Genomic DNA, 21,642 nt, shown 5'->3' on the forward strand with positions numbered 1-21,642 from the left:
TCAGAGGCTCTCGACCGGCGTTTGCCTCGACGGAAGCAGTCAAGGCAACCGCGGAAAGCGCTTGGAACCAAGCCGCCGCTTCCCGCCCAAGTGGACCAGAAGCGGGGGCTTTCACAAACTACTCAGCCTTGGCGCTGAGGGGCACGCCGGTCGCTCCCGCGTAAAATACCAACAGCTCCACCGGCTTGTCCCCGGTGACGCCGCGGTGCTGGGTGCCTACCATCTCCGCCAGCGTGTCGCCGGCGCGCAGACGTTTCTGACGTTTTCCGTCCCGGCTTTCCACCGTCAGCTCGCCGCTGACCACATACGCGGCATTGGGGGATGGATGGCTGTGCCAAGGCAAGCTGGTATGGGGCGGGATGGTGATGCGCACCATCGTCAATTCCGGCTGTCCCGCCGGATAGGCCTTGTAAAGCTCGCCATCCCAGGAGCGCTCTGTCTTGAGCAGCGTCTCGGTTTTTACCCCGCCGCCCTCGGCGGCATGGACAAACGGCGCAGCCAGCAACGCGGCGCACAAGGCCAACCAGGGGCCCGCCGAATAGATTTTCATGTTTTCTCCCTCTAGCGATTTGAATAAACGAATCGATTGGACGCGCCTCGACCAGGCCAGTTCAATCTTTTCCGGAGGGCAACTCAGCGCCTTCTCGTTCAGAAAAACGGCACGGCAAACTCGCCAAGAGCCATTTGCTCATGGACTCGGAACCGCCTTGCTTGTCTGCGGATGCAATAAAAAAGCCCTCCGCCGAGGCGGAGGGCTTGGATTGCCAGTATCTAGCGATCAGTCGCGGTTGCCGCCGAAGGCCAGCAGCAGCTGCAACAGGCTGGTGAACAGATTGTAGATGCTGATGTAGATGGACAGCGCGGCGGAGATGTAGCTGTTCTCGCCGCCGTCGACCACGGTCTTCACCTGCCACAGGATCATCAGCGAGCTGAACAGCGCGAATGCCGCGGAGATCATCAGCTGGAACGCCGGCATGCGCAGGAACAGGTTGGCCACCACGGCCACCATCAGCACGATGGCGCCCACGGTCAGGAAATTGCCCAGGCCCGACAGGTCGCGCTTGGTGGTGGTGGCGATGGCGGCCATCACGAAGAACACGACGGACGTGGCCGCGCCGGCAGTCATGATCAACTGGCCGCCATTGGAGAACTTGAGCGCGAACTGCAGCAAGGGCCCGAGCAGGACGCCCATCATGAAGGTGAAGCCCAGCATCAGGAACACGCCCAGCGAGCTGTAGCGGTTCTTCTCAATGGCGAAGACCAGGCCGTAAAACACCGCCATGATCAGCAGCATGCCGATGATGGGGCTGCCGGCCAGGAACGCGAAACTCATATGGGTGCCCACGATGGCGCCCATGACGGTCGGGATCATCGACAGGCCCAGCAGGCCATAGGTGTTGCGCAACACTTTGTTGCGAACATCGGCCATCGGGGTCGATTGGTAGGCCGTTTGAAAATCCGGGTGCATGTGAAACTCTCCTGAGTTGATTATTCTGGAACGACTTTTGGGATTGTAAGCAACAGACCATGCCGAAGGGAATAAGTTTCCATCCCTTCTTCCTGCTTGTCTTGAGCGAATCCTTGGGGTAATATCGCCTTCCCTCAAGGCACAGATGTGGGCGACAGCCCGCGTTTGCAAGCCATTTGGATGCGAGAGTGGCGGAATTGGTAGACGCACTGGATTTAGGTTCCAGCGCCGCAAGGCGTGAGAGTTCGAGTCTCTCCTTTCGCACCAACCCTAGTTTTAACGTTTACCTCCACAGCCCATTACATCCCTCCAAAGCCCGCAAATAAAGGCTTTCCCAAGAAACACGTTCCCACTGCAACTCCCACGACCCTTTGCAATACGCTATAGTTTGGACCAATTTTGTCCCCGACAGTGTCCCAAGCAGAGCAAGCCGGGCCCAATGCTTTAGTCCAACAGAAACAGGTCATCCGTCCAGCGCGTCAGGCGGGATTATCCGCCAGCCAGGCTCGCGCCGCGCCAGCCACCCGCTCCAGCTCCAATTCGATAGCCTGCAGCAATGACGGCCAACTCTGGCTTCGCCCTTCCTTGACCGCTTTTTCCAGGCCCTTGAGAAGAGACACCAGATCCGCCGCGCCAAACGAGCCCACGCTGCCGCGCAAGGCATGCAGCTGCCTGGCGCCGGCATCCAGCAAGCCCTGCTCCAAACTGGTTTGGATGCGCGTCATCTCCGGCCCGCTGGTATCGATCAGCATCTGCATCAGCTTGCGCACCCGTTCGCGCGCGGCGGGGCTGGAGCCAGCCAGACGCATCAGCTCGGCTGAAAATACGACCTCATCCGGCTCGACGGCCTTTTCTTCCTCCGGCCGCCAAGCCAGGTAACGATCCAGCACCGCGTACAAGCGATCGAGCTGTATCGGCTTGGCGATGAACTCGTCCATGCCGGCGCGCAGACACCCCGACCGTTCCTCGGGCGACATGCCCGCGCTCATCGCGATGATGGGCAGTTTCAGCCCCAGCTCTCCGCGTATCAACGACGCCGCGGTATCGCCGTCCATCACCGGCATCTGCCTGTCCATCAACACCAGCGCGTAATCTCCGCCCCGCTCCCTCAGCGCGTCCACCGCCAACCGGCCGTTCTCCACGGTCTCCACTTGCAAGCCCGCCTGCTGCAACAAGCCGCAAGCCACCTGTTGGTTGATCGGATTATCCTCCACCAGCAAGATGCGCGCCGGCCGCCATCCCGCGGGCCTGGCGCCGAACGGCCTCGCCCCGGACTCCGCTCCGCGCGCGCGCGCGTTTCGCCAAGCATCTGCCAGCGCCCCGGCGATTACCGGCTTCACCAGCACGCCATTCAACGCCTCTCGCCCCGTCGCCCGGTCCAGCCTGACCCTGTCGTCGGCTCTCGCCATCGAGATCAGGGCGATGTCGCGGTCCGGCCAGCGCCGGCGTATCTCGCCGCATAGCGCCAGCCCGCTCTCTTCTCCCAGCCGCCAGTCCACCAGGGCTATCCCGAATGCCGCTCCTTCCTCTCCCGCCAGGACAGCCAGAGCCTCGTCCGCGTCCGCCGCCCCTTCGGGCGATCCGCCCAGGCGCTCCACATGCCAGCAGACGGCCTGCCGGCTGCCTGCATTGTCGTCCACCACCAGCACGCGCCCAAGGGTGGCAGTCGCCGCGCGCGCCTTTCCGGCGACCTCTAAAGGCAAAGAAAACCAGAAGCGGCTGCCCTCGCCCAATCGGCTTTCCACCCCCATCTCGCCGCCCATCAGTTCGACCAGACGCCGGGAAATCGTCAAACCCAGGCCGGTGCCGCCGAAACGCCGCGTATTGGAGGAATCTGCCTGGATAAAGGGGTCGAATACCGTTTTCAACAGCGCCTCGTCCATCCCCAGGCCGGTATCGCGAACGGAGAACAGCAACTTGTCGCCGGCAGCCCCCCTCTCCAGCCCCACCGTTACCACCACTTCGCCCCGATCGGTGAACTTGATCGCATTCCCGGCCAGATTCACCAGCACCTGCTGCAATTTGAGAGGATCGCCAACCAGGTCCCCAGGCACATCCGGCTCGACGGCGATCACCAACTCCAGCGACTTGCGCGCGGCATTCATCGACATCATCGCCGCCAGCGCGCCCAGCACCTCGTTCAGGTCGTAATCGGCGCGGGCCGCTTCCAGCTTGCCGGCCTCCATCTTGGAAAAGTCCAGGATGTCGTTGAGGATGGCCATCAGCGAGCGGCAGGACAGCTGCAGCATGTCCAGATAGTCGCGCTGCGCGCCGTCCAGCCTGGTGCTTGACAGCAGCTCCAGCATGCCAAGCACGCCGTTCATCGGCGTGCGGATTTCATGGCTCATGTTGGCGACGAATTCGCTCTTGGCCCGGCTGGCGCTTTCGGCCTGTTCCTTGGCCAGCTCCAGCATCCGCGTCGCCTCCCGCTCCGCGCGGACATCCTTGGCGATGCAGACGAAGCCATACAGCCAGCCATCCTGCCAGATGCCGGTGGTCACCAGGCTGACCGGGATGTGCCGGCCATCCTTGTGGCGGTAAGTCCACTCCTGGATGATGCTGCCGCCCCGACGCGTTTTCTCCACGAAAACATCAAAGCCGGCAACAGGCCTCCCCAGCTCTTCCGACAGCTCGCTCTCGAGCCTGGCCACCTCCTCCGGCAGATGCAGGATCATCGGCGTGGCCAGTCCCGTCAGCTCATCGGCGCGATATCCCAGCATGCGCTCGGCGCCAGCGCTGAAAATGCTGATCTCGCCTCGCAGATCGGTGGCGATGATCGCGAAATCGCTGGCGGAATCGATAATGCCTTGCAGCCTGGCCTGCACCTCCTGCCGCTCCCGCTGCGCCTGCTTCAGCGGCGTGATGTCGGTGACGAACACGTAAAATCCGCTGACTTGCTCCTGCTGCCAATGCGGAACGTAATGCGCCAGCAGATGCCGTTCCTGGCCGCTCAGGTCGATGATGCAGCGCTCGGACAGGCTGGCCACGCCGCCCAGCGCGCCCTGGATATAAGGCTGGTTGGCGCGGTAGCGCTCGTCTCCGACCACATGGCGCAGATGGCGCCCCATGACGTCGCCCATCTCCAGCCCCATCCAGTCCAGATAGGCGCGGTTGGCGAAAACATTGTGCAGATTGCCGTCCCAATAGCTGACCATCGCCGGCATCGAGTCGAGCACGGTTTGCAACTCGTCGCGCACGCGGCGCAATTCGGCCCGCCCCTCCTGCAGACTGCCCGCGTCCCAGCACACGCCCTCGGCTCGCAATACCCGCCCGGCCTCGTCCCGCGCCACCTGGGCGCACAGCCGGAACCAGCGCAAGCGGCCTTCACCGTCCACGATGCGATAATCCCAGCCCTCGGCCGCCAGCCCGCGCAACTCATCAGTCCAGAGTCCGTCCCAGGCCGCCAGCTCGTCCGGATGCACGCAGCTCCGCCAGCGCGCCCAGTTGACCGTTTCTTCGCCGTCGGCCCCGTGCAGCACGCGCATCCGCTCATCCCACGCCAATGACTGCGCCGCCGCGTCCCACGTCCACCGCCCGATATCGAACGCGGCAAGCAACGACTCCAACTGCGCCTGAATAGCCGCGGCCCCACGCTCGTCCGGTCTCTGCTGTGGCAGAACCTCCACCCGCAACAGCCAGGCTATGCCGTCCGCCCCCTCCTCCAGCGGCGTCAGGCCGAGTTCGCAATGGAGGAAAGCATCCTCTCCGGACAGCAGCCGCAAGCGCAACCGCTGCGGCGCGTCGCGTCGCGCCAGGGCCGCGCGCCAGCGCGGAACATCCTCCAACGCGCAGCAAGCCGCCATGTCCTGGCCACGCGGCCCGGCGCCCAGCAGGCGACGCAGCCCATCGCCCGCCTCCAGCAGCCGCCCTCCCTCGTCCAGCAGCGCGCCATGGCTTTCAATGCCATTGAGCGCCTGCGACAAACGCCTCCGCCCCAGCGACCCCTCCGCGCGCGCTCTCAGGACTTGCCCGGCCGCATGGGGCAAAAGCGCGGCGGCCAGCCAGAATAGCACCTGGGAGAACCAGACCAGCTGCCCCGGGTGGCGCAGCGGCTCCGGCATGGCTTCCGGAAAAAGACGAATCAGGGTTTCACAAGCCAGAACGGCCATCAGCGGCAGCGCCAGCATCGCGCCCGACGCATCCAGCAGCAGTCCGGCAAGCAATACGGGCAGAACCAGATCGGCGACACCCAACGGCCGCCACTTCGCCGTCAGCGCGCACCAGGCAAGCGCCAGGGCGACCAGCATCAATACGCGGTCCAGCTTCAAACCGGCGGCGCCGAACCGCCTCAGCGCCGCCCATGGCGGCAGCAGCGTCAGCCCCGCCACGATGCCGCCCGCGTACCAGCCGCCGGCATCCAGCCATGGATGCATCCAAAGCAGCAGCGCGCCCGGTGCGCCCGGCAGCAGCGCCGCCGCCAGCCCGCCTACCGCCGCTCCGCGCTCCACTGCTCGGCTCAGCAGCATTCCCGCGCCAACCGCCTGCAGCCAACTGGCGACGGCCAGCTCGGCGGCGGGCAGCGCGCCCAGATAAGCCCAGCCGCCCAGCCAGAATGCGGCCAGCGCCAGCGCATGGCGCCCGGGCCGCGTCCAGGCCCGCCACAGCAGCAGCAAGGCCAGCGCGTTGCCGTAAAGGGGAACGATCAGGCCATGGCTGCGAGCCAACCCCAGCGCCCAGAACGTGGACAGCGCGACGGCACCGGCCAAGGCGGCGGCGGCGCGCCGGGACGGCGCAGACAAGCTGTCGGACAAGGACATCATCAGACCGGCTCCCTCTTGTCGATGGCGAAACCTTACAGCCTGAATTCCGCTTCCACTTCGTTTCCGCGGCCATGGTAAGCCAGTCTCGCGCACAAGGCGTTCACCAGGGACACGCCTCGGCCATGGCGGTGGCTGCCGGCCTGCCGGTTCAGCTTTTCCATCAGGGCCGGGTAATCAAATCCCGTTCCGCTGTCGCGCAAGCGTATCAACACCGCGTCGCCGCCATTTTCCCTCCGGCGCTCCAGCACAAGCTCAACCTCGGCCCGCTCCAGCTCGGCCAGTCGTTCGCGTCGCAGCATGAAATAGCGCTCGTATCCATCCGGCTGGTCTTTCATACCGGAGTCAAGCCCCAACACGCCATGGTCAAGCGCGTTATTGAACAGCTCCGATACGATCAACAACACTTCCTTGAATTGCCGCCCGCGAAAGCCCAGCTGATTCAGCCAGCCTATCAACAGCGGAATGCTTTGATCGCGCTGCAACTCCTCCACGCCGAAAACCAGCCGTACCCGCCAACAGCTCAGTTGGCCGCCGTCGTCGCGCCCCAGATGATCCGCCACTCGGTCCAGCGCGGCATTAACGCCCGCCTCCAGCCGGACCACGCCCAAAGAGATGTCGTCGCGGTTATTCGCTCCGCTCAAATGCTCCAACACGGCCAGCCGGATGCCATCCAGCGGCGAGGCCGGGTTCGATATCAGCGCCTGCAGCAATCCTCCCATTCCGAACTGTCCGCCCCCAGGATTCTCGGCTTCGGTCAATCCGTCGGAACACACCACCAGTTGCCCGCTTTGCTCCCAGAAATAAGTCTCGCTGCCCCAGCAGAACTCGTCGGCGGACAAGATCCCCAGCGGCGGATATTGCGACTTCCACTCTTTCATCGGACAACCATCGTCATCGACGAACAAGACGCAGGGTATGCCGCCGTTCCACACTTCGACGCAGCCCAGCTCCCAGTCTATGGTGATCAGCGCCGCGGCGACGAAGCGCCCCACCGGCAGCAAGCGGTTGAGCTTGGTGTTGATTTCGCGCGCCATCGAGGTCAGCGGGAAGCCTCGCCGCGCCATCGCATAGAAAATGTCGACCGCGGGCAGGCAAGACAGCGCCGCGGACAACCCGTGTCCGGTGCTGTCCGCCAGCATGATGCACAATTGCCCGGTCGGCGACAGCGCGCGGGCCAGCACGTCTCCGCTGAACTGTTCCGCGGACTGCTGCCAGCTATGCACGCCCGGCAGATCCTGCTCCTCGCTGCCGACGATGCTCTCCAGCACGTGCTTGGCGAACAACTGCTCGCGCTCGTTGGTGTGGTAATAGCCTAGCAACTGGCGGGAGTCGTCGGAAATCCGCCGCTGCATCTCGCTGATCCGCTGCATCACGCGGATTTTGGCCGCCAGCATGGTCAGATTGATCGGCTTGGGCAGGTAGTCGTCGGCCCCCAGGTCCAGGCTGCTGATGTGGGCCTCTTCGTCGCTGCGCGCGCTGAGGAAGATGATGGGCAGCCAGCGGTCAGGACACAGCTGGCGAATCTGCCGGGTGGCCTCGTGGCCGTCCATCACCGGCATCATCATGTCCATCAGCACCATGTCCGGCAGCTCCCGCCGGCATTGCTCGACAGCCTGCAGGCCGTTCTCGGCATACCAGACCTGGTGGCCCATCTCCTCGATCACCAAGCCCATCAACAGCCGGGTGGGCTCGACATCCTCGGCTACCAACACGGTGAAAGTGCGATCCATGGGGTGCTCAGCGGATGGCGAAGAATTTGTCGAAGCTGGCCACCTCCAGAATCTGCCGCACAAAGCCCCGGCAGCCCAGCAGCGCGATGCTGTCTATGCCCAGCGCCTTGGCCCGGTCCCGCATCACCAGCAGCATGCCCAGCGCCGAGCTTTCCAGATAATCGACCCGCGACAGGTCAACTGCCAGCCCCAGGCCCGTCCCACGCGCCAACGCCTCGTCCAGACATGCCCGGAACGCCTCGTGCTGCTCGAAATCAAAACGGCCCTCCACTGCGATCACCGACTTGTCCGCAGTCTTGCTCAGCCTGACGCCCATCTCGCCGCCCTCCATTGTCCGCCCTGATCAGAAGCGGTTGATTCCGATGCCGCGCCTCAGGGGCCCGCCGATCGCGCGGCTGACTGCAAACCCTTGCGGGACATGCCCTCCCGCTCAGAACAGATCGATGTCGCCAGCCGACATTCCCTGCGGCGCGGCGCTGTTGGCCTGGTGCCTGTCGACCAGTTGCTGTAGCTGGCGGCGCATGTCCTCCAGCCCCTCGATCTCATCCTTGCCGTTCATCTGGCGCATGCTGTCGCCCACTTGGTAAAAACCCTGCATCCGGCTGCTGACGTTGCGCACCAGCGGAGACACCAAGTCCTGAAACTGCAGCGCGGTCACCGTGGAGCGCACGCTGTCCCCGACGCGCCCGGCGATCTGCGACAGCTGGTCCACCGCCTGCCCCGTGTCCGAGTTCATCCGCGACAGCTGGCTCAGCATGTCCTCGATCTGGGTCTTCGCGTCCAGCGCGAAATTCATGTCGCGGGACGCCATCTCGAAGATTTCCGACTTGGCGTGCTCGATGGCCTGCACCATCAGGTCTATCGACTGACGTATCTGTCCGGAAAAATCGGAAGAGCGCTGCGACAACTTGCGCACCTCGTCCGCCACCACCGCGAATCCGCGCCCGGCCTCGCCCGCGCGGGCCGCCTCGATCGCGGCGTTCAGCGCCAGCATATTGGTCTGGGCGGTGATCTCCGCCATGTCGCTGAGCGCGCTCTCAACCGCGTCGACCCGCTTCTTGATCTCATGCATGCGATCAACCAGCACCATGGCCGTCTTGCTGGTGCTGACGGTGTTGTCGACGAATTCCGTCATGCTCTGCGAGGTGCGCTTGAGAAATGCGTCGAACCCGACGCCATCGCCATGATCGCCATGCTGGACGATTTTCAGCGCCAGCGCCTGCTGTTCGCGCAACATCGCCTCGATGTCGGAAAACCCCTGCACCAGCTTGACGATGGCGTCGCTCAAAATGGTCTGCATTTGCGTCACGTCCCGCTCCACCGCGCCGGACACGTCGGAGATGCCGTTGCCCAGCAGGCCCAGACCGCTCAGCATCCGCTCCCGCGACTCAGACAAGCCATCGTCGGCAAGCGGCGGCGGCGGGGCGGCCAGCAGCCAGACAACCAGCAAGCTCCCGGCAGCCAGTAGGGACAAGGCCAGGTAACCGGGCAAACCTCCCCCCAGCAAAGCCAGCAAGCCGCAAGCGCACAGCCACAGCGCGGCGCAGCACAACAGGATCCTGGGTCTAGGATCCGCCTTGATGTCAGAAGGATTCATCTTTCAGCCGGAGTATGGAAGAGAAAATTGAAAGCCGCCGATGCTTGCGGCATGCCAATCGAATTTGCCGCCACCGATTATTGCGATATGGCGCATAAGGCGATGCCTGTCAAACAGCCAGTTGCAAAAACCATGCGCGACATTGACGCCGCGCAACATGAAACAGACTCACAGAATGTCGCCGCGCTTGAACAGGGATCAGCGATCGCCTGAAAATTCGTCTTTTGCCAGCCGCCTCGGGCTGTCGTTTAATGGCGACTTCCGCCGGATTTTCGCGGCCAAGACAGGACATCCAAATGATTCACGGCAAAACGCTGGACGAATGGCGGCAGATCCACCCCGAAATCCGGGACCTGACCGATCTGCGCGAGTGCGCCTGGTTCAATCCCGCGGTCGCGCCCGCCGCCCAGGCGCTGGGCGACGCCGGCCTGGATATCGGCGACGTCGCCGACGCCTCCGCCCGCCTGCAGCGCTTCTCGCCCTATATCCGCCGCGCCTTCCCCGAGACCGCAGACAGCGGCGGCATCATCGAATCGCCGCTGCTCCCCGCAGCCGCCTTCCAGCAAGCGCTGGAGGGCCGCTACGGCATGGAGCTGCCCGGACGCCTGTGGCTGAAGGCCGACAGCCATCTGCCGATCTCCGGCTCGATCAAGGCGCGCGGCGGCATCTACGAGGTGTTGAAGCACGCTGAAGAACTGGCGCTGGCGCACGGTTTGCTCCATCCCGGCGATGACTACGCGAAACTGGACGGCCCGGAAGCGCGCGCGCTGTTCGGCCGCCACCGCGTCGCCGTCGGCTCCACCGGCAACCTCGGCCTGTCCATCGGCATCATGGCCGCGAAACTGGGCTTCCAGGCTACCGTGCACATGTCGTCCGACGCTAGGCAGTGGAAGAAAGACAAGCTGCGCTCGCACGGCGTCACCGTGGAAGAATACAACTCCGACTACAGCGCGGCCGTGGCGCAAGGCCGTGCGCAAGCCGCCGGCGATCCCTCCTGCCACTTCGTCGACGATGAAAACTCCGTCCACCTGTTCCTTGGCTACGCGGTGGCGGCTCAACGGCTGAAGATCCAATTGGCGGAGGCCGGCGTGCGCGTGGACGCCGACCATCCGCTGTTCGCCTACCTGCCCTGCGGCGTCGGCGGCGGGCCCGGCGGCGTAGCCTTCGGTCTCAAGCTGGCCTTCGGCGACGCCGTCCGCTGCCTGTTCGCCGAGCCAACCCACTCGCCCTGCATGATGCTGGGCGTGCTCACCGGCCTGCACGACCGGATCTCGGTTCAGGACTTCGGCATCGACAACCGCACCGCCGCCGACGGACTAGCCGTCGGCCGCCCCTCCGGCTTCGTCGGCCGCGCGATGCAAAGGCTGATCGACGGCTATTACACGGTGGACGACGATGAGCTGTTCCGCTTGCTGGCCATGCTGGAGCGGACGGAAGGCCTGCGCCTGGAACCCTCGGCGCTGGCCGGCGCGCCCGGCATCGTCCGCGTGCTGGACGAAAACCAGGGCTATCGCCAACGCATGGGACTGGACGCGGAGTGGCTCGCCCGCGCCACCCACCTGATCTGGGCGACGGGCGGCAGCATGGTTCCGGAGGCGGAAATGGACGATTATCTGCGGCGCGGCCGCGGCTTGGTGGGCTGAGCGCCGATGCATCCGACACGGCTGGACGGCGGCCAGCTCGCCAATCTGCACACCTTCCTGGCCGTCGCGCGCCGGCTGAGCTTCGCCGCGGCCGCCGACGAGCTGTGCCTGACGCCGAGCGCGGTCAGCCACCGCATCGCCCGGCTGGAGCGCTCGCTGAGGTTGCGGCTGTTTCAGCGCCTGACCCGCGGCATCCGTCTCACCGCGGACGGCGAGCGCATCTTCGCCGCGCTGGAAAAAAGCATGGCCGAGCTCGACGCCGCGCTCTACCCCGAAGCCGACGCCGAGCCTTCCGGCCGCGTCGCCCTCCATGCCCATCCCTCCATCGCCCAATGCTGGCTGGCGCCCCGCCTGGCCGCCCTCGCCGACCGCCATCCGCGGATCGATCTCGATATCCGCACCGGCAACGGCGACGCAGACTTCCGCGGCGGCCGCGCCGATCTGGCGCTGTACTACGCCGACGGCCATTTTCCGGGCCTGGTCTCCCGCAAGCTGATGGACGAAGAGATGGCGCCGGTCTGCAGCCCCGCCTACGCGGAACGCCATGGCCTGGCGGCCGATCCGGCGCGGCTGCGCGACTGCAGGCTGCTGCACGACGCGCAAGCCTGGCGCCAGGCCGCCCACGACGCGGAGTGGACGCTGTGGGCCCGCCGGCATGGCGGCGAATCCCTGCTGCCGCCGCGCGGGCTGACGCTGGATCGCTCCGATCTGTGCCTGGCCGCCGCAGTCGGCCACGCCGGCGTCGCCATCGCCCGCCGCAAGCTCGCCCAGCCGCTGCTGGACAGCGGCCAGCTGACGCTGCCCCTGGGCGCTTTCGAGCCCGTGGAGCGCTATGCCTACTATCTGGTCCACCCCAAACTCGGCCCCATGCCGTCCCGGCTGCGAGCGGTGATCGACTGGCTGCAACAGTCCTCCGCCGGCTAGCCCCCTCCCCGCGCATCCGGATCATGCGTTGTGCGCCGCACAACACGTGATCCGCCTCCCTGTCAACGCGCCGTCATACCAGATGACCGCGGTCACGCAAATGTCAATAAATGCGCTGACAATGCCTCGCGCAGGTTCCGTTTCCCAACGCTTGAACAGACAGGAGGTTTGCGATGCCCAACATATTCCCGGAAGTGGTGCGGCTGGGAAAATACGAAGTGGAGAAAGGCAAGAGTTCAGTCTCCGGCCTGTCCTCGGGCGCGTTCATGACGGTGCAGCTGCATCTGGCCCACTCCGCCAGCTTCGCCGGCGCCGGCGTGGTGGCCGGCGGCCCGTACCGCGGCGTGGAAACCTTTCGCGGCGCGGCCCCGCTGGCGGAGGACGCCTACGAGCTGAACGCGCTGCAGCTGTGCATGGCGCCGCTGCTGCCTGAACTGGCGCCGAACGCCCGCCGCTCGCTGCAACTGGCCCAGGAGGCCGAACAGGCCGGAAAAATAGACGCGCTGTCCAATCTGCGCAACAACCGCGTCTACATCTTCACCGGCACCCAGGACAATGTGGTGCATTCCCCGGTGGTCGCCCAGACCCGCGAACTGTACCGGCTGCTGGGCCTGTCCGACGCCAACCTGGCCTACCACGACGACCTGCCGGCCGGCCACTCGCTGATCACCGACAACCCCGAGGACTCGCCGCTGGAGCTCAACCAGCCGCCGTATCTCAACAATGGCGGCTTCATGCAGTCCCACCGCATCCTCAACCACATCTATCCGGACCTGAAGCCGCCCGCGGAGAGGCTCAGCGGCCGCCTGCTGCGCTTCGACCAGTCAGAATTCCTCGACGGCCAGCAGGCCTACGCCAGCATGGGCAAGTTCGGCTACGCCTACGTGCCGCAAGCAGTCGCAGATGGCGCGCCCGCCCGCGTGCACATCGCGCTGCACGGCTGCAAGCAGGGCTACAGCTACGTCGACTTCAGCTATGGCCGCGCCGACATTTCCAGCCAGCCGCCCTACGGCAACCGCTACGTCACCACCACCGGCTACAACTATCTGGCCGACAGCAACAACATCATCGTCCTCTATCCCCAGGCCAGCGGCAGCGACGACAACCAGGCGCAGAATCCGGACGGCTGCTGGGACTGGTGGGGCTATTCCAGCGACGATCCGGCCAATCCGGACTACTACTCGCGCAACGCGGTGCAAATCCGCGCCATCCACGCCATGCTCGACCGCCTGGGCGGCTGAGCGCGCAGAAAGGAACCGCCATGTCCAATACCGACGACAACGTCCGTCAATTGTCCGCCGCGCTGGACGCCACCGCCCGGAACGCGGCGGCGCCGGCCAAAGTCGACACCCTGTTCAGCAACTGGCTGGCCCGCGGCCTCAACAACGCCGGCTCCACGCTCGCCCTGCTGCCCAACGCCGCGCAGCCGCAAACCTGGTTCAGCCTGTTCCAGCTGCAGCAGTCCGCGCTGCAAAAACTGCAGCAGCAGCAAAACGCCTGGGCAGAACACTGGCTAGGCTGGCTGGGAGAGGCCGAGAAGCTGCGCAACGCCAACACCCTATCCAAGCTGCTGGAACAGGAATGCAATCTGGCGATGCAGGCGGTGCAAATCGTCGGCAACTACGCCGTCAATCTGTCGGACCTGCAGGAGAATCTGGAAGTGAACTACGGCTACTGGGCGCAACTGCAGCGCGGCGATCCCGAGCGGGAAAACAGCTGAGCGGCCAGGCCGCGGCTCAGGACGACGCCCGGATCAGCGTCAGCACCTGCCCGTCTTGCAGATAAAAGCCGCCATCGAACGCCCGCCCGGCCTCCAGGCCGGGCGCCAGCGTCTTGCGCAGGCGAATGGAGAAACGCCCCCGGTCCCAATCCACCCGGACCATTTCCGCCGCGTCGAAATCGAAATACTCGCCCACTGTTGGGTACAGCGCCTTGAACAGGCTTTCCTTGGCGGAAAAAGCCAGCGTCAGCGCACGCGGAAACGGCCACGATCCCGCCAGAACTTCGTCCTCGCCCTCCACCAGAATGCCGGTCCGCACATTGCCGGCGGTCTTGTCCGACATCCAGCGCTCCAGATCCATGCCCAGCATCAGCCCGTCATCGGCCGGCGCCAGCGCCACCATCGCGGTTTCGTCGCTGTGGGTGATGGCGCCTGTCCAGCCCGCCGGCCACAACGGCTGCCGATGCCGGCCGCTGCCGACGCCGGGCGGCAGGCCCCGCGCCTCCAGCAACAGCTTGCAGAGATAACGCGCCGCCAGATACTCCGCCTTTCTTTTGGGCACCGCCCGCTCCAGCGTATCCGGACGCGCCACGCCCAGCGCGGCGAACCAGGCGTCATCGTAGGCTGAAATACGAAAACGGCAACGCATCACGGCCACGCCGTCGCACTCCTCCAATGGATAGGAAGCGACATCCGGCAAAAATTCGGCTAATTCAGCTATGGCGATCGACATGGGATAAGAAAGGGAAGCCGGACTGCCCGGCGAAAAGCTGCAAGGTAAACCAGCAAGCATGGCGGCGCAAGCGCCCGCGGCGGGAAAACCTCGCAAGCCCGGCCGATCCCACGCCGCCCAGGCCTCGCGCGGCAAGCCGTCAGGCAAACAACGCTTCAGGCCAAACTCGCCTGCTCCAGATCAATTCCACCCGCAAAAACCACCCGCCAAAAATCAAATGTCATATCATGGCGGCAAAATGCAGCCTTGGCTCTATCCACCGCAACCATCTTGTCAGGAGCAAACATGAACCACCGCCAATTGCTGATTCTCGCCGCCGCGCTGGCCGCTGCCGGCGCCGCATCCGCAGCGCCGACGCAAAGCGCCGCGCCGCAATCACGAGTCTCGCCGCTTTCCTTTGGCCAGACCCAATGGATCATGGTCGGCTCGCCCGTGCCGACCGGCTGGGTGATCACCCGTTCCACCGGCACCATGAACGAGATCACCGATGCCCAGGGCGCGAGATACGGGCAGGAATTCACCGTGATGCTGGGCTCCCCCATCCCCGCCGGCTGGATCGTCCGCCGCGCCAACGGCAACAGCAATGTGATCTTCTACACCGTCGGCGCCAGCTACGGCACCCAGCTCAGCGCGATGGTGGGCTCGCCGATACCGGACGGCTGGATCGTCACCCGAGCGGAAGGCCAAAGCAATCAGCTGACCTATGTCACCGGCGCCAGCTACGGCGCGCGCTTCACCGCGATGCTGGGCTCGCCGATTCCCCCGGGATGGGTCATCGTCCGCCCCAACGGCAACTCCAACGACATCTACAACGCCAACAACGCGCCGAGGGAAGCGGAGCTGCAAGTGGCCGTCGGCTCGCCGGTGCCCGATGGCTGGGTGATCACCCGCGCCATGGGCAGCTTCAACACCATCCACAATGTCGCCGGCTCGTCATACGGCCGCCAGATCACGGTGATGCTGGGCTCGCCCATTCCCGCCGACTGGGTGGTCACCCGCGCCAACGGCAACAGCAACGACATCTACTACACCAAGGGCGCGGCCATCGGCGCCGAACTGCAGGTGATGCTGGGCTCGCCGATCCCGGCCGGCTGGGTGGTGGTGCGCGCCAACGGCAATAGCAACATCATCAAGCGTTTGAGCTAAACCATGCCGCCCGCCCCGTTCCGCGGGGCGGGCGCTGCCAATCGCGTCACATCAGCCGGCCACCGTTCGGAGCCGCAAGCGGAAACTCGGCCAGCATCACCCTGCCCGCCTCGTCGTGCACCCCGGTCACCAGCACCTCCGAGCGCACGCCGGCCACGCGCTTGGGCGGAAAATTACATACGCACAGCACGCGCTTGCCGATCAGCTCGGCGGCAAGGTAATGGTCGGTGATCTGGGCGCTGGATGTTTTCACCCCCAGCTCGCCCAGATCCACCTTCAGCACATAGGCGGGCTTGCGAGCCTGCGCGTTGGGCTCGGCGTGGACGATGGTTCCCGCCCGAAATTCCACCTTGAGGAAATCTTCCCAGCTGAGGCTGCTTGAATCGGACATTTCGCGTTTTCCATGTGATCAGACATGGCCGCAGTATGGCCGAATCGCGCGAACGCAACGCGCGCCGGACTACGGCTTAAGCGCGCCGGACTCTGCCCCGCTCTTCGCTGGGATTGGCGCCAAACCGCTGCCGGTACGCGGCACTGAAAGCGGAAGCCGACTGGTAGCCCACCTGCAGCGCCACCTCCAGCACGCTGGCGCGGCCGCCGAGCAGCAAACGCCGCGCCCGCTCCATCCGCATCCGGCATAGGTAGACCATCGGCGTCAGCCCGGTTTCCGCTTTCAACCGCGCGTGGAACTGGCTGGGCGACAAATGGCAGGCGGCCGCCATGTCCGCCACAGTCAACGGCCGCCCCAGCCGCGAAGCCAGAAAACGGCCCAGCCGCGGCGACAGCTGGAAAACCGCCGGGGCATCAGGAAACAGCAGGTCCAACAGCATGCCGGACAACATAGGCTGCCGCGCTTCCGGCTGCGGATGCCGCGCCGCCCAGTCCGCCAGCTCCCGCGCCGCGGGCGGCAAGGTCAATTGGCATGCCGCCGCGTCCGCGCCGCTTTCCTGAATGGGCACGTTCAGCACCAGTTGCCGGTTGCCCGGCGCGCCGGCATAGCAATGGGAAACGCCGGCCGGGATGCGCACCGCGGAACCCGCGCCGTTCAGATAGGGCCGCCCTTCCATCTCCAGCTCCAATGCCCCCGACAGGCCAAGCACCCACTGGTGATGGCCGTCATGGGCATGGCGGACGCTGTCGCTGCCGTAATGCAGCAATTCGATGCGAGCGGAAAACATGGAATGAGACATCGTAAAAAGGTCGGCGGTCGAATCAATGCCGAAAAGGATAGCCGAACGGACCGCCCCATCCAAGCCGGCCCGGCTCCCGCCGCGAACAGCGCGGGCGATCCGGGCCTCAGGGAAACTCGTCGTGCTGCGGCAGATTGTCGGTGATGTCGTGCCACTCGGCCTTGGAGCCGACGAAAATATGCGCGGAAGGGCGGATGGCCGGGACGTCGATCAAAGTGCCCAACGCCACATGGACGAACTCTCCGCCGCGCACTACCGAATACAGCAGCGATCCGCATTGCCCGCAGCGCGCGTCATGCGCGCGCTCGTCCCCATAAATCAGCAGGCAGCCCTGCCCCCGGATCAGTTTGAGCTTTTGCCGCTCGATGCCGGCAAAGGGCTTGAATGCCGCCCCGGTGGCCCGCCGGCATTGGCCGCAATGGCAATTGAGCGCGTAGCGGAACTCATCGCGGACCGCATACCGCACGGCGCCGCACAGGCAGCCTCCTTCGAGCATCAGCGTCGCCTCCTCGAAAGTTCTGTCGCGCCAACCGCCAAACATGCCGCCGGCGCGGGTCAGATGCGCGCGATGTCCAGCGCCAAGGGCGCGCTCGGGCGTTGCGAAACATGGAACACGGCTCGCGGCGGCGCCATCCCGGCCGGAGCCGACAAGCGATATCTGCGCAGCAGCTGCGCGGCCACCAGCGTCATCTCCGCCACTGCCAGATGCTGCCCCAGGCACACGCGCGGCCCGCCGCCGAAAGGCAGATAGGCGCCCTGCTGCGGCCTGGCCGCATCGGGGTCGAAACGTTCCGGACGATAGCTGAGCGGCTCGGGGAACCAGCGCTCGTCATGCTGCATCAACTGCATCGGCACCATGAATACCGTCTTTGCCGGGAAGGTCCAGTCTCCCAGCGTCACCGGCTTGACTGCTCGCCGGCTCATCAGCAGCGGCACCGCCGGGTGCAGGCGCATTGTTTCCAGCAGGGTCTGGCTTACGTATTGCAGCGCGGACAAGTCCGCGTCCGCGCTTTCCTCGCCGGGCCATGCCGCCAACGCCTCGGCCCGCGCCTTTTCCTGGATATCCGGATGGGACGCCATGCACCAGGCCCACCAGGACAGCGAGGCCGCCACCGTCTCGTGGCCGGCCAGGAAGGCCGTCTTGCACTCGTCCCTCACCGCCTGCAATGGCCAACTTTTCGGTTGCTGCAGATGGAGCCGCAACAGGCGGGACAAAAGATCCTCCGGCCATGCGTCCGCCGGCAGGCGCAGCCTGGCCTGCAAGTGCCGCTCGATCAAACCGTTCATCAGCAGCCGCGCGCGGCGGCGCTTGCGCTGCCACGGCACCCAGTCCGGCAGGCTGGCCGGCCTCCACAACTCTTCGGTGGAGGCCACCATCAAGGTATGGACGGCTTCCTCCGCCTCCCGCGCCTCGCTTCCAACGCCGCTGGAGAACATCATCCGCAGAATCACTTCCATCGTCACCGATGTCAGCTCGCTCTCTATCGGCCAGGCGTCGCGCCGATCCGGCCATTGCTCGAACGCCCGCCGGGCGGCCGCCTCGATGGACGGCGAGAACGCCTGCACCGATTTGCGCGTGAAGTCCGGCTGCAGCGCCTGCCGCTTCTCGCGCCAGGCCTCTCCTTCGGCGATCAACACGCTATGACCGTGCACCCGGCCGTACACGCTGAGCGCCCGCTCCCAGCGGCGCAGCGAGTCGGCCTGATTGACCAGCAGCTCGCGCGCCAGATGCGGATCGGAAACGATGACCTGGTGTTCCGGCCAGGTGCGCACATGCACCAGATCGCCGAACTCGCGCTGCCAGCCGGCCAGCGTGCCCATCAAATCGCGCGACAGCTGGGTCAGCAGCCCCCAACCGGTCAGGCCGGCTTCCGGGCCCGGCGGCCAACTGCCGGAGGACGGTTTGGGCGATGCCGGCGGATGGCCGCCGGCATGGAATGGACAGGAGGATTGCGGTGGCGTTTTCATTCAAAAATCATACCATCCATCCATTAAAATGTGGCGAATGGAAACAAAAACCATAAGTATTATTCATATCGCCTATAAAGTAATGAATGAATCCCGTTTTCTGCCGCAAGCCGGCGCGCTTTTCAAGGCAACGGCGACAAAGCGATAAAACCGTCGGACCGGCCAGGAACAAAAAACAAAAATAGCGCTGCGGCGGCTTCCTGTTTCAGACCGCCGCCTCCGTCGGCAACAACTGGCTGTCGATCACGTCCCACAATGCCGCCAGCGCATCGAGGAAAGCGTCGATGCCGGATAGGACCAGCGGTTCGGTTTCGGCATTGAGCACGCCCGCAATGGCTTGCCGCACATTCAGCTCATGTTGCTGCTCCGCGCCGCACTCCCCCCAGTGGTCAAGCAGATAGTACATTTCCGGGTCTTTCAGACTTACGCCGTAGTGGCCGGAGTCAACCAGCGCCCGTTTCTCGCCCGGAATCAGCGAGCGGTTGGAAATCAATTCCAGCGCGAAGGCGATGCCCAGATTGCGGATGGTGGACTCGGGGTCCGACCGGCTTCTCTGCTGAAACACGGCGATAGCCTCGCGCGCCTGGCGAGTCAGGCCGCTGGCTCGATCATAGCCGGGCAAGTCGCCCAGAAGCTGGTCGGAGTAGCGTTTCAGCCCGGCCTCCACTTCCGCCTGGTCGTCCAGATCATCGAACACCCGCTCCTTGCCGGCCAGATTGACGATGTGGCCCGCCATTCTCGCCAGGTCGGGACCATGGCCGCTCTCCGAAATCTCGATTTCGGACATCAACTCCGCCTGCTTCGGCAAACCCATGCTCCTTAAGCCCTGCGGAAAGGCCATTCCCAGCCGGGTCGAGGCGCAAAAATTCTGCACCTGATGGAACAAGGCCGCCGATTGAGCCGCCGGCAGCGGCGCACAGGCCCAGTGACGGTACATGGGATGATCAAACACCCGGTGGTTCATCACTTTCCGGGCTAGCGCTTCCACTGCCATTGCCATATCTTTCATGATGCTCTCCTGTCGACATACACGGACTGCGTCAGAAATACTTGCGGCAGGCCATCTCGTCGGGAACCTCGTAACCCAGACGTTGGATATGGCCTAGGACGTCGTCGCGATAGAGATCGCGCAATTGGCCGTTGGTGTACTGCCGCAGCCCCCATCTCACCGCCGTTTCGCTGCGGCGCGAGTCTGAGCGGCCAAACATGTCCATCGCCATTGGATACAAGCGGTCCAACGCCTCCTGCGCCCGCGCCCGCGCATCCTTGTCTTTCGCCGCTCTCCTCATCAGCAGCGCGCCATGGCTGAAATGCCGGGCCTCTTCCTTCAGCACCGCCTGGGCTTCCGCGCGCAATGGCAGATAGCTGCTGCCCACCATCTCCTTGATCTGGTAATGCCCCTCCAGCTCGCACAGAAAACTGAAAGCCGCCCGCTCCTCCCAGCTGCGAAACTCCATGGTCATGCTTTCCGCCGCGAAATACCGTCGCTCCTCTTTCTTCTGGCTCAGCATGTGGGAGGTATCGACCTCCAGCTCAGCCAGCAAGCGGGAAAATCGCCGGAAGTGATCCACCTCTTCCGCGGCGAACTGCGCGCAGATATAGCGTTCGTCCGCATCCGGGGCCAAGGGGTAGAAGGAATCGATATAGGTATCGCCCGCGCTCAGCTCGCCTTCTCCGTTAGCCAGCAACTGATGAATCAAGGTGTCGCGGTATTCGTCCGGCATCGAGCCAATTCCCTCCAGGCTCACTTCATGCGGATTGATCTTGCTTTCCATCATGTTTTCCTTTCTCCAGAGTGAATGGCGACGATGATCCGCCGCAGCGGAATTACTTACCGGAGCGCGGCGCGTCGCCGAAAACAGGCGCAAGTCGGCCTGCGAGCGGAGATGGTCAATGAAGCGGGCCAGGTCCGACCGATGAAGTTGTGCCCCGCAATGGGTTCAGGCGGAGAGATAGGTCAAGGTGTGATGCGACAGCGTTTGACCCGCTCCATCTGTGATGGTGGCTGTGCCGTAGGTAACGCGCCTGCCGCTTTTCATCACTTCGGCGCGGCAATAAACGTCAGCCTGAGCCGCCCGCAGAAAATTGGTTTTCATTTCCAGAGTGACGATGGGAGCATCAATGCCCAACTCTGTCATGGCCGCCAGCCAAAACGCCGTGTCCGCCAAGGTCATCAGACAGCCTCCCTGGATAATGCCCCCAGGACGATAAAACTGAGGCTGTGCCGGCAGCGCCAAATCCACTTTCCCGGCTTGCACGCTTAATACTTGATAATTCCAGATCGCGACAAACGGAGACTCTTGCAAAATCCTAACAGCCTGCTCAACCGTTTCCAGCAATAGCGGCGCTTTTTCCATTCAACTCTCCTCCGCATTCGTTGTTCTGATTCATCCTTTTGGCGAATAGATTATGCTTATCAAAACCATTCAACAAGCGCTTTTTCAGAGAACTGGCCACATTAACTACAATCATTTTTGACAGGCGGAGACATTTCATGTCGGTACCATTTTCAACTGTACCTTTTGCCGGGAAAAGTGAATATAACTTCCAAAGCACCCGCTTAAAATAGGGAGATTTACTTGACAGTAAATACCACATACCCACCTCTCCTCCATAACCGTCAACCCAAAATCCGGCCGCGGAGAATGGAAGAGTCGTCAAGCCGGCGAAATTCCGATGCGCAGATTTTCTCAAATATGGCCCCAAACCCCTCGCCCTGAAGCCAAGCCTTGTCTTCTCGCCCCGCCCATGCCGATTGACAAC

General features: G+C 64.3%; 22 protein-coding genes and 1 tRNA gene. 7 read left to right on the plus strand and 16 right to left on the minus strand.

All coding sequences use genetic code 11. The features are described from left to right. Positions 1 to 118: 118 nt before the first annotated feature. Together BKX93_RS03705 and BKX93_RS03710 are read right to left on the minus strand one after the other, a co-directional pair. Positions 119 to 550 (minus strand): cupin domain-containing protein, encoded by a 432-nt coding sequence (locus tag BKX93_RS03705; RefSeq protein WP_070978770.1) that lies wholly within the window; start codon positions 548 to 550, stop codon positions 119 to 121. A 228-nt stretch (positions 551 to 778) separates the two neighbouring features. Next, on the minus strand, positions 779 to 1,468 hold the full coding sequence (locus tag BKX93_RS03710) for a Bax inhibitor-1/YccA family protein (protein ID WP_021476584.1): 690 nt from the start codon (positions 1,466 to 1,468) through the stop codon (positions 779 to 781). Positions 1,469 to 1,650: 182 nt separating this feature from the next. On the opposite strand from BKX93_RS03710, the gene BKX93_RS03715 reads away from it, so the two are divergent. Continuing rightward, a tRNA-Leu gene (locus BKX93_RS03715) sits at positions 1,651 to 1,735 on the plus strand. A 212-nt stretch (positions 1,736 to 1,947) separates the two neighbouring features. Here BKX93_RS03715 and BKX93_RS03720 read toward each other — a convergent pair. From BKX93_RS03720 to BKX93_RS25035, 4 genes are all read right to left on the minus strand, one after another. Then, positions 1,948 to 6,228 (minus strand): PAS domain-containing hybrid sensor histidine kinase/response regulator, encoded by a 4,281-nt coding sequence (locus BKX93_RS03720; RefSeq protein ID WP_070978771.1) that lies wholly within the window; start codon positions 6,226 to 6,228, stop codon positions 1,948 to 1,950. A gap of 32 nt (positions 6,229 to 6,260) precedes the next feature. Next, entirely contained in the window at positions 6,261 to 7,958 is a 1,698-nt protein-coding gene (locus BKX93_RS03725) for a fused response regulator/phosphatase (protein ID WP_046167885.1), read from the minus strand. Between the two features lie 7 nt (positions 7,959 to 7,965). Further along, positions 7,966 to 8,274 carry an STAS domain-containing protein gene (locus BKX93_RS03730; protein ID WP_046167894.1) on the minus strand — a complete coding sequence of 103 codons (309 nt, stop codon included), beginning with the start codon at positions 8,272 to 8,274 and terminating at the stop codon, positions 7,966 to 7,968. Between the two features lie 114 nt (positions 8,275 to 8,388). Continuing rightward, positions 8,389 to 9,555, minus strand: a complete 1,167-nt coding sequence (locus BKX93_RS25035) for a methyl-accepting chemotaxis protein (protein WP_052729306.1) — start codon at positions 9,553 to 9,555, stop codon at positions 8,389 to 8,391. Between the two features lie 27 nt (positions 9,556 to 9,582). On the opposite strand from BKX93_RS25035, the gene BKX93_RS24475 reads away from it, so the two are divergent. The 5 genes from BKX93_RS24475 (at position 9,583) to BKX93_RS03755 (ending at position 13,842) form a co-directional block, all read left to right on the plus strand. Continuing rightward, complete coding sequence (locus tag BKX93_RS24475; RefSeq protein ID WP_144410256.1) at positions 9,583 to 9,768, plus strand: hypothetical protein; 186 nt, start codon at positions 9,583 to 9,585, stop codon at positions 9,766 to 9,768. Between the two features lie 83 nt (positions 9,769 to 9,851). After that, positions 9,852 to 11,198, plus strand: coding sequence for a D-serine ammonia-lyase (dsdA, locus tag BKX93_RS03740; protein WP_070978775.1), 1,347 nt, complete (start codon positions 9,852 to 9,854; stop codon positions 11,196 to 11,198). Positions 11,199 to 11,204: 6 nt separating this feature from the next. Next, entirely contained in the window at positions 11,205 to 12,122 is a 918-nt protein-coding gene (gene dsdC, locus BKX93_RS03745; protein WP_070978777.1) for a DNA-binding transcriptional regulator DsdC, read from the plus strand. A 173-nt stretch (positions 12,123 to 12,295) separates the two neighbouring features. After that, positions 12,296 to 13,363, plus strand: coding sequence for an extracellular catalytic domain type 2 short-chain-length polyhydroxyalkanoate depolymerase (locus tag BKX93_RS03750; protein WP_046157655.1), 1,068 nt, complete (start codon positions 12,296 to 12,298; stop codon positions 13,361 to 13,363). Positions 13,364 to 13,383: 20 nt separating this feature from the next. After that, positions 13,384 to 13,842: a hypothetical protein gene (locus tag BKX93_RS03755; protein WP_052717552.1), complete on the plus strand. Its 459-nt coding sequence runs from the start codon at positions 13,384 to 13,386 to the stop codon at positions 13,840 to 13,842. Between the two features lie 16 nt (positions 13,843 to 13,858). Here the strand turns inward: BKX93_RS03755 and BKX93_RS03760 are convergent, their stop codons facing one another. Further along, the gene (locus BKX93_RS03760; protein WP_235429304.1) at positions 13,859 to 14,491 is read right to left on the minus strand and encodes a 4'-phosphopantetheinyl transferase family protein; all 633 of its coding nucleotides are present in this window, start codon (positions 14,489 to 14,491) and stop codon (positions 13,859 to 13,861) included. Positions 14,492 to 14,730: 239 nt separating this feature from the next. Further along, on the minus strand, positions 14,731 to 14,862 hold the full coding sequence (locus BKX93_RS25875; RefSeq protein WP_260800007.1) for a hypothetical protein: 132 nt from the start codon (positions 14,860 to 14,862) through the stop codon (positions 14,731 to 14,733). Between BKX93_RS25875 and BKX93_RS03765 the strand changes: the two genes are divergently transcribed. Continuing rightward, positions 14,861 to 15,721 carry a hypothetical protein gene (locus BKX93_RS03765; protein WP_070978779.1) on the plus strand — a complete coding sequence of 287 codons (861 nt, stop codon included), beginning with the start codon at positions 14,861 to 14,863 and terminating at the stop codon, positions 15,719 to 15,721. The genes BKX93_RS25875 and BKX93_RS03765 overlap by 2 nt on opposite strands. A 46-nt stretch (positions 15,722 to 15,767) precedes the next feature. On the opposite strand, the gene BKX93_RS03770 is transcribed toward BKX93_RS03765, so the two are convergent. The 8 genes from BKX93_RS03770 to BKX93_RS24480 all read right to left on the minus strand — a co-directional run bounded on the left by BKX93_RS03770 (position 15,768) and on the right by BKX93_RS24480 (position 21,477). Then, complete coding sequence (locus BKX93_RS03770; RefSeq protein ID WP_021476415.1) at positions 15,768 to 16,112, minus strand: tRNA-binding protein; 345 nt, start codon at positions 16,110 to 16,112, stop codon at positions 15,768 to 15,770. A 76-nt stretch (positions 16,113 to 16,188) separates the two neighbouring features. Next, positions 16,189 to 16,899, minus strand: a complete 711-nt coding sequence (locus BKX93_RS03775) for a helix-turn-helix transcriptional regulator (protein WP_070978780.1) — start codon at positions 16,897 to 16,899, stop codon at positions 16,189 to 16,191. Between the two features lie 118 nt (positions 16,900 to 17,017). Continuing rightward, complete coding sequence (locus BKX93_RS03780) at positions 17,018 to 17,407, minus strand: GFA family protein (protein ID WP_046157691.1); 390 nt, start codon at positions 17,405 to 17,407, stop codon at positions 17,018 to 17,020. 59 nt (positions 17,408 to 17,466) lie between these two features. Further along, positions 17,467 to 18,879, minus strand: a complete 1,413-nt coding sequence (locus BKX93_RS03785) for a cytochrome P450 (protein WP_070978782.1) — start codon at positions 18,877 to 18,879, stop codon at positions 17,467 to 17,469. Positions 18,880 to 19,084: 205 nt separating this feature from the next. Further along, positions 19,085 to 19,888, minus strand: a complete 804-nt coding sequence (locus BKX93_RS03790) for a hypothetical protein (RefSeq protein WP_144408837.1) — start codon at positions 19,886 to 19,888, stop codon at positions 19,085 to 19,087. A 31-nt stretch (positions 19,889 to 19,919) separates the two neighbouring features. Continuing rightward, the gene (locus BKX93_RS03795) at positions 19,920 to 20,657 is read right to left on the minus strand and encodes a Phenylacetic acid catabolic protein (RefSeq protein ID WP_051238419.1); all 738 of its coding nucleotides are present in this window, start codon (positions 20,655 to 20,657) and stop codon (positions 19,920 to 19,922) included. Between the two features lie 162 nt (positions 20,658 to 20,819). After that, positions 20,820 to 21,236, minus strand: a complete 417-nt coding sequence (locus BKX93_RS03800; protein ID WP_021476421.1) for a PaaI family thioesterase — start codon at positions 21,234 to 21,236, stop codon at positions 20,820 to 20,822. Then, positions 21,202 to 21,477 carry a hypothetical protein gene (locus BKX93_RS24480; RefSeq protein ID WP_145929251.1) on the minus strand — a complete coding sequence of 92 codons (276 nt, stop codon included), beginning with the start codon at positions 21,475 to 21,477 and terminating at the stop codon, positions 21,202 to 21,204. The genes BKX93_RS03800 and BKX93_RS24480 overlap by 35 nt, the downstream gene beginning before the upstream one ends. Between the last annotated feature and the right edge of the window lie 165 nt (positions 21,478 to 21,642).

It is taken from the genome of Chromobacterium vaccinii (genome assembly GCF_001855275.1).
In the GTDB taxonomy this organism is placed as follows: domain Bacteria; phylum Pseudomonadota; class Gammaproteobacteria; order Burkholderiales; family Chromobacteriaceae; genus Chromobacterium; species Chromobacterium vaccinii.

What these genes read in the sequence shown, in the direction of transcription:
- BKX93_RS25035 (WP_052729306.1), bottom strand. Translation starts at nt 9,555, where the DNA reads ATGAATCCTTCTGACATCAAGGCGGATCCTAGACCCAGGATCCTGTTG.
- BKX93_RS03760 (WP_235429304.1), bottom strand. Translation starts at nt 14,491, where the DNA reads ATGCGTTGCCGTTTTCGTATTTCAGCCTACGATGACGCCTGGTTCGCC.
- BKX93_RS03720 (WP_070978771.1), bottom strand. Translation starts at nt 6,228, where the DNA reads ATGATGTCCTTGTCCGACAGCTTGTCTGCGCCGTCCCGGCGCGCCGCC.
- BKX93_RS03765 (WP_070978779.1), top strand. Translation starts at nt 14,861, where the DNA reads ATGAACCACCGCCAATTGCTGATTCTCGCCGCCGCGCTGGCCGCTGCC.
- BKX93_RS03800 (WP_021476421.1), bottom strand. Translation starts at nt 21,236, where the DNA reads ATGGAAAAAGCGCCGCTATTGCTGGAAACGGTTGAGCAGGCTGTTAGG.
- BKX93_RS03795 (WP_051238419.1), bottom strand. Translation starts at nt 20,657, where the DNA reads ATGATGGAAAGCAAGATCAATCCGCATGAAGTGAGCCTGGAGGGAATT.
- BKX93_RS03790 (WP_144408837.1), bottom strand. Translation starts at nt 19,888, where the DNA reads ATGAAAGATATGGCAATGGCAGTGGAAGCGCTAGCCCGGAAAGTGATG.
- BKX93_RS03770 (WP_021476415.1), bottom strand. Translation starts at nt 16,112, where the DNA reads ATGTCCGATTCAAGCAGCCTCAGCTGGGAAGATTTCCTCAAGGTGGAA.
- BKX93_RS03785 (WP_070978782.1), bottom strand. Translation starts at nt 18,879, where the DNA reads ATGAAAACGCCACCGCAATCCTCCTGTCCATTCCATGCCGGCGGCCAT.
- BKX93_RS03705 (WP_070978770.1), bottom strand. Translation starts at nt 550, where the DNA reads ATGAAAATCTATTCGGCGGGCCCCTGGTTGGCCTTGTGCGCCGCGTTG.
- BKX93_RS25875 (WP_260800007.1), bottom strand. Translation starts at nt 14,862, where the DNA reads ATGTTTGCTCCTGACAAGATGGTTGCGGTGGATAGAGCCAAGGCTGCA.
- BKX93_RS03755 (WP_052717552.1), top strand. Translation starts at nt 13,384, where the DNA reads ATGTCCAATACCGACGACAACGTCCGTCAATTGTCCGCCGCGCTGGAC.
- BKX93_RS03725 (WP_046167885.1), bottom strand. Translation starts at nt 7,958, where the DNA reads ATGGATCGCACTTTCACCGTGTTGGTAGCCGAGGATGTCGAGCCCACC.
- BKX93_RS03750 (WP_046157655.1), top strand. Translation starts at nt 12,296, where the DNA reads ATGCCCAACATATTCCCGGAAGTGGTGCGGCTGGGAAAATACGAAGTG.
- dsdC (WP_070978777.1), top strand. Translation starts at nt 11,205, where the DNA reads ATGCATCCGACACGGCTGGACGGCGGCCAGCTCGCCAATCTGCACACC.
- BKX93_RS03780 (WP_046157691.1), bottom strand. Translation starts at nt 17,407, where the DNA reads ATGCTCGAAGGAGGCTGCCTGTGCGGCGCCGTGCGGTATGCGGTCCGC.
- BKX93_RS24480 (WP_145929251.1), bottom strand. Translation starts at nt 21,477, where the DNA reads ATGTGGTATTTACTGTCAAGTAAATCTCCCTATTTTAAGCGGGTGCTT.
- dsdA (WP_070978775.1), top strand. Translation starts at nt 9,852, where the DNA reads ATGATTCACGGCAAAACGCTGGACGAATGGCGGCAGATCCACCCCGAA.
- BKX93_RS03710 (WP_021476584.1), bottom strand. Translation starts at nt 1,468, where the DNA reads ATGCACCCGGATTTTCAAACGGCCTACCAATCGACCCCGATGGCCGAT.
- BKX93_RS03730 (WP_046167894.1), bottom strand. Translation starts at nt 8,274, where the DNA reads ATGGGCGTCAGGCTGAGCAAGACTGCGGACAAGTCGGTGATCGCAGTG.
- BKX93_RS03775 (WP_070978780.1), bottom strand. Translation starts at nt 16,899, where the DNA reads ATGTTTTCCGCTCGCATCGAATTGCTGCATTACGGCAGCGACAGCGTC.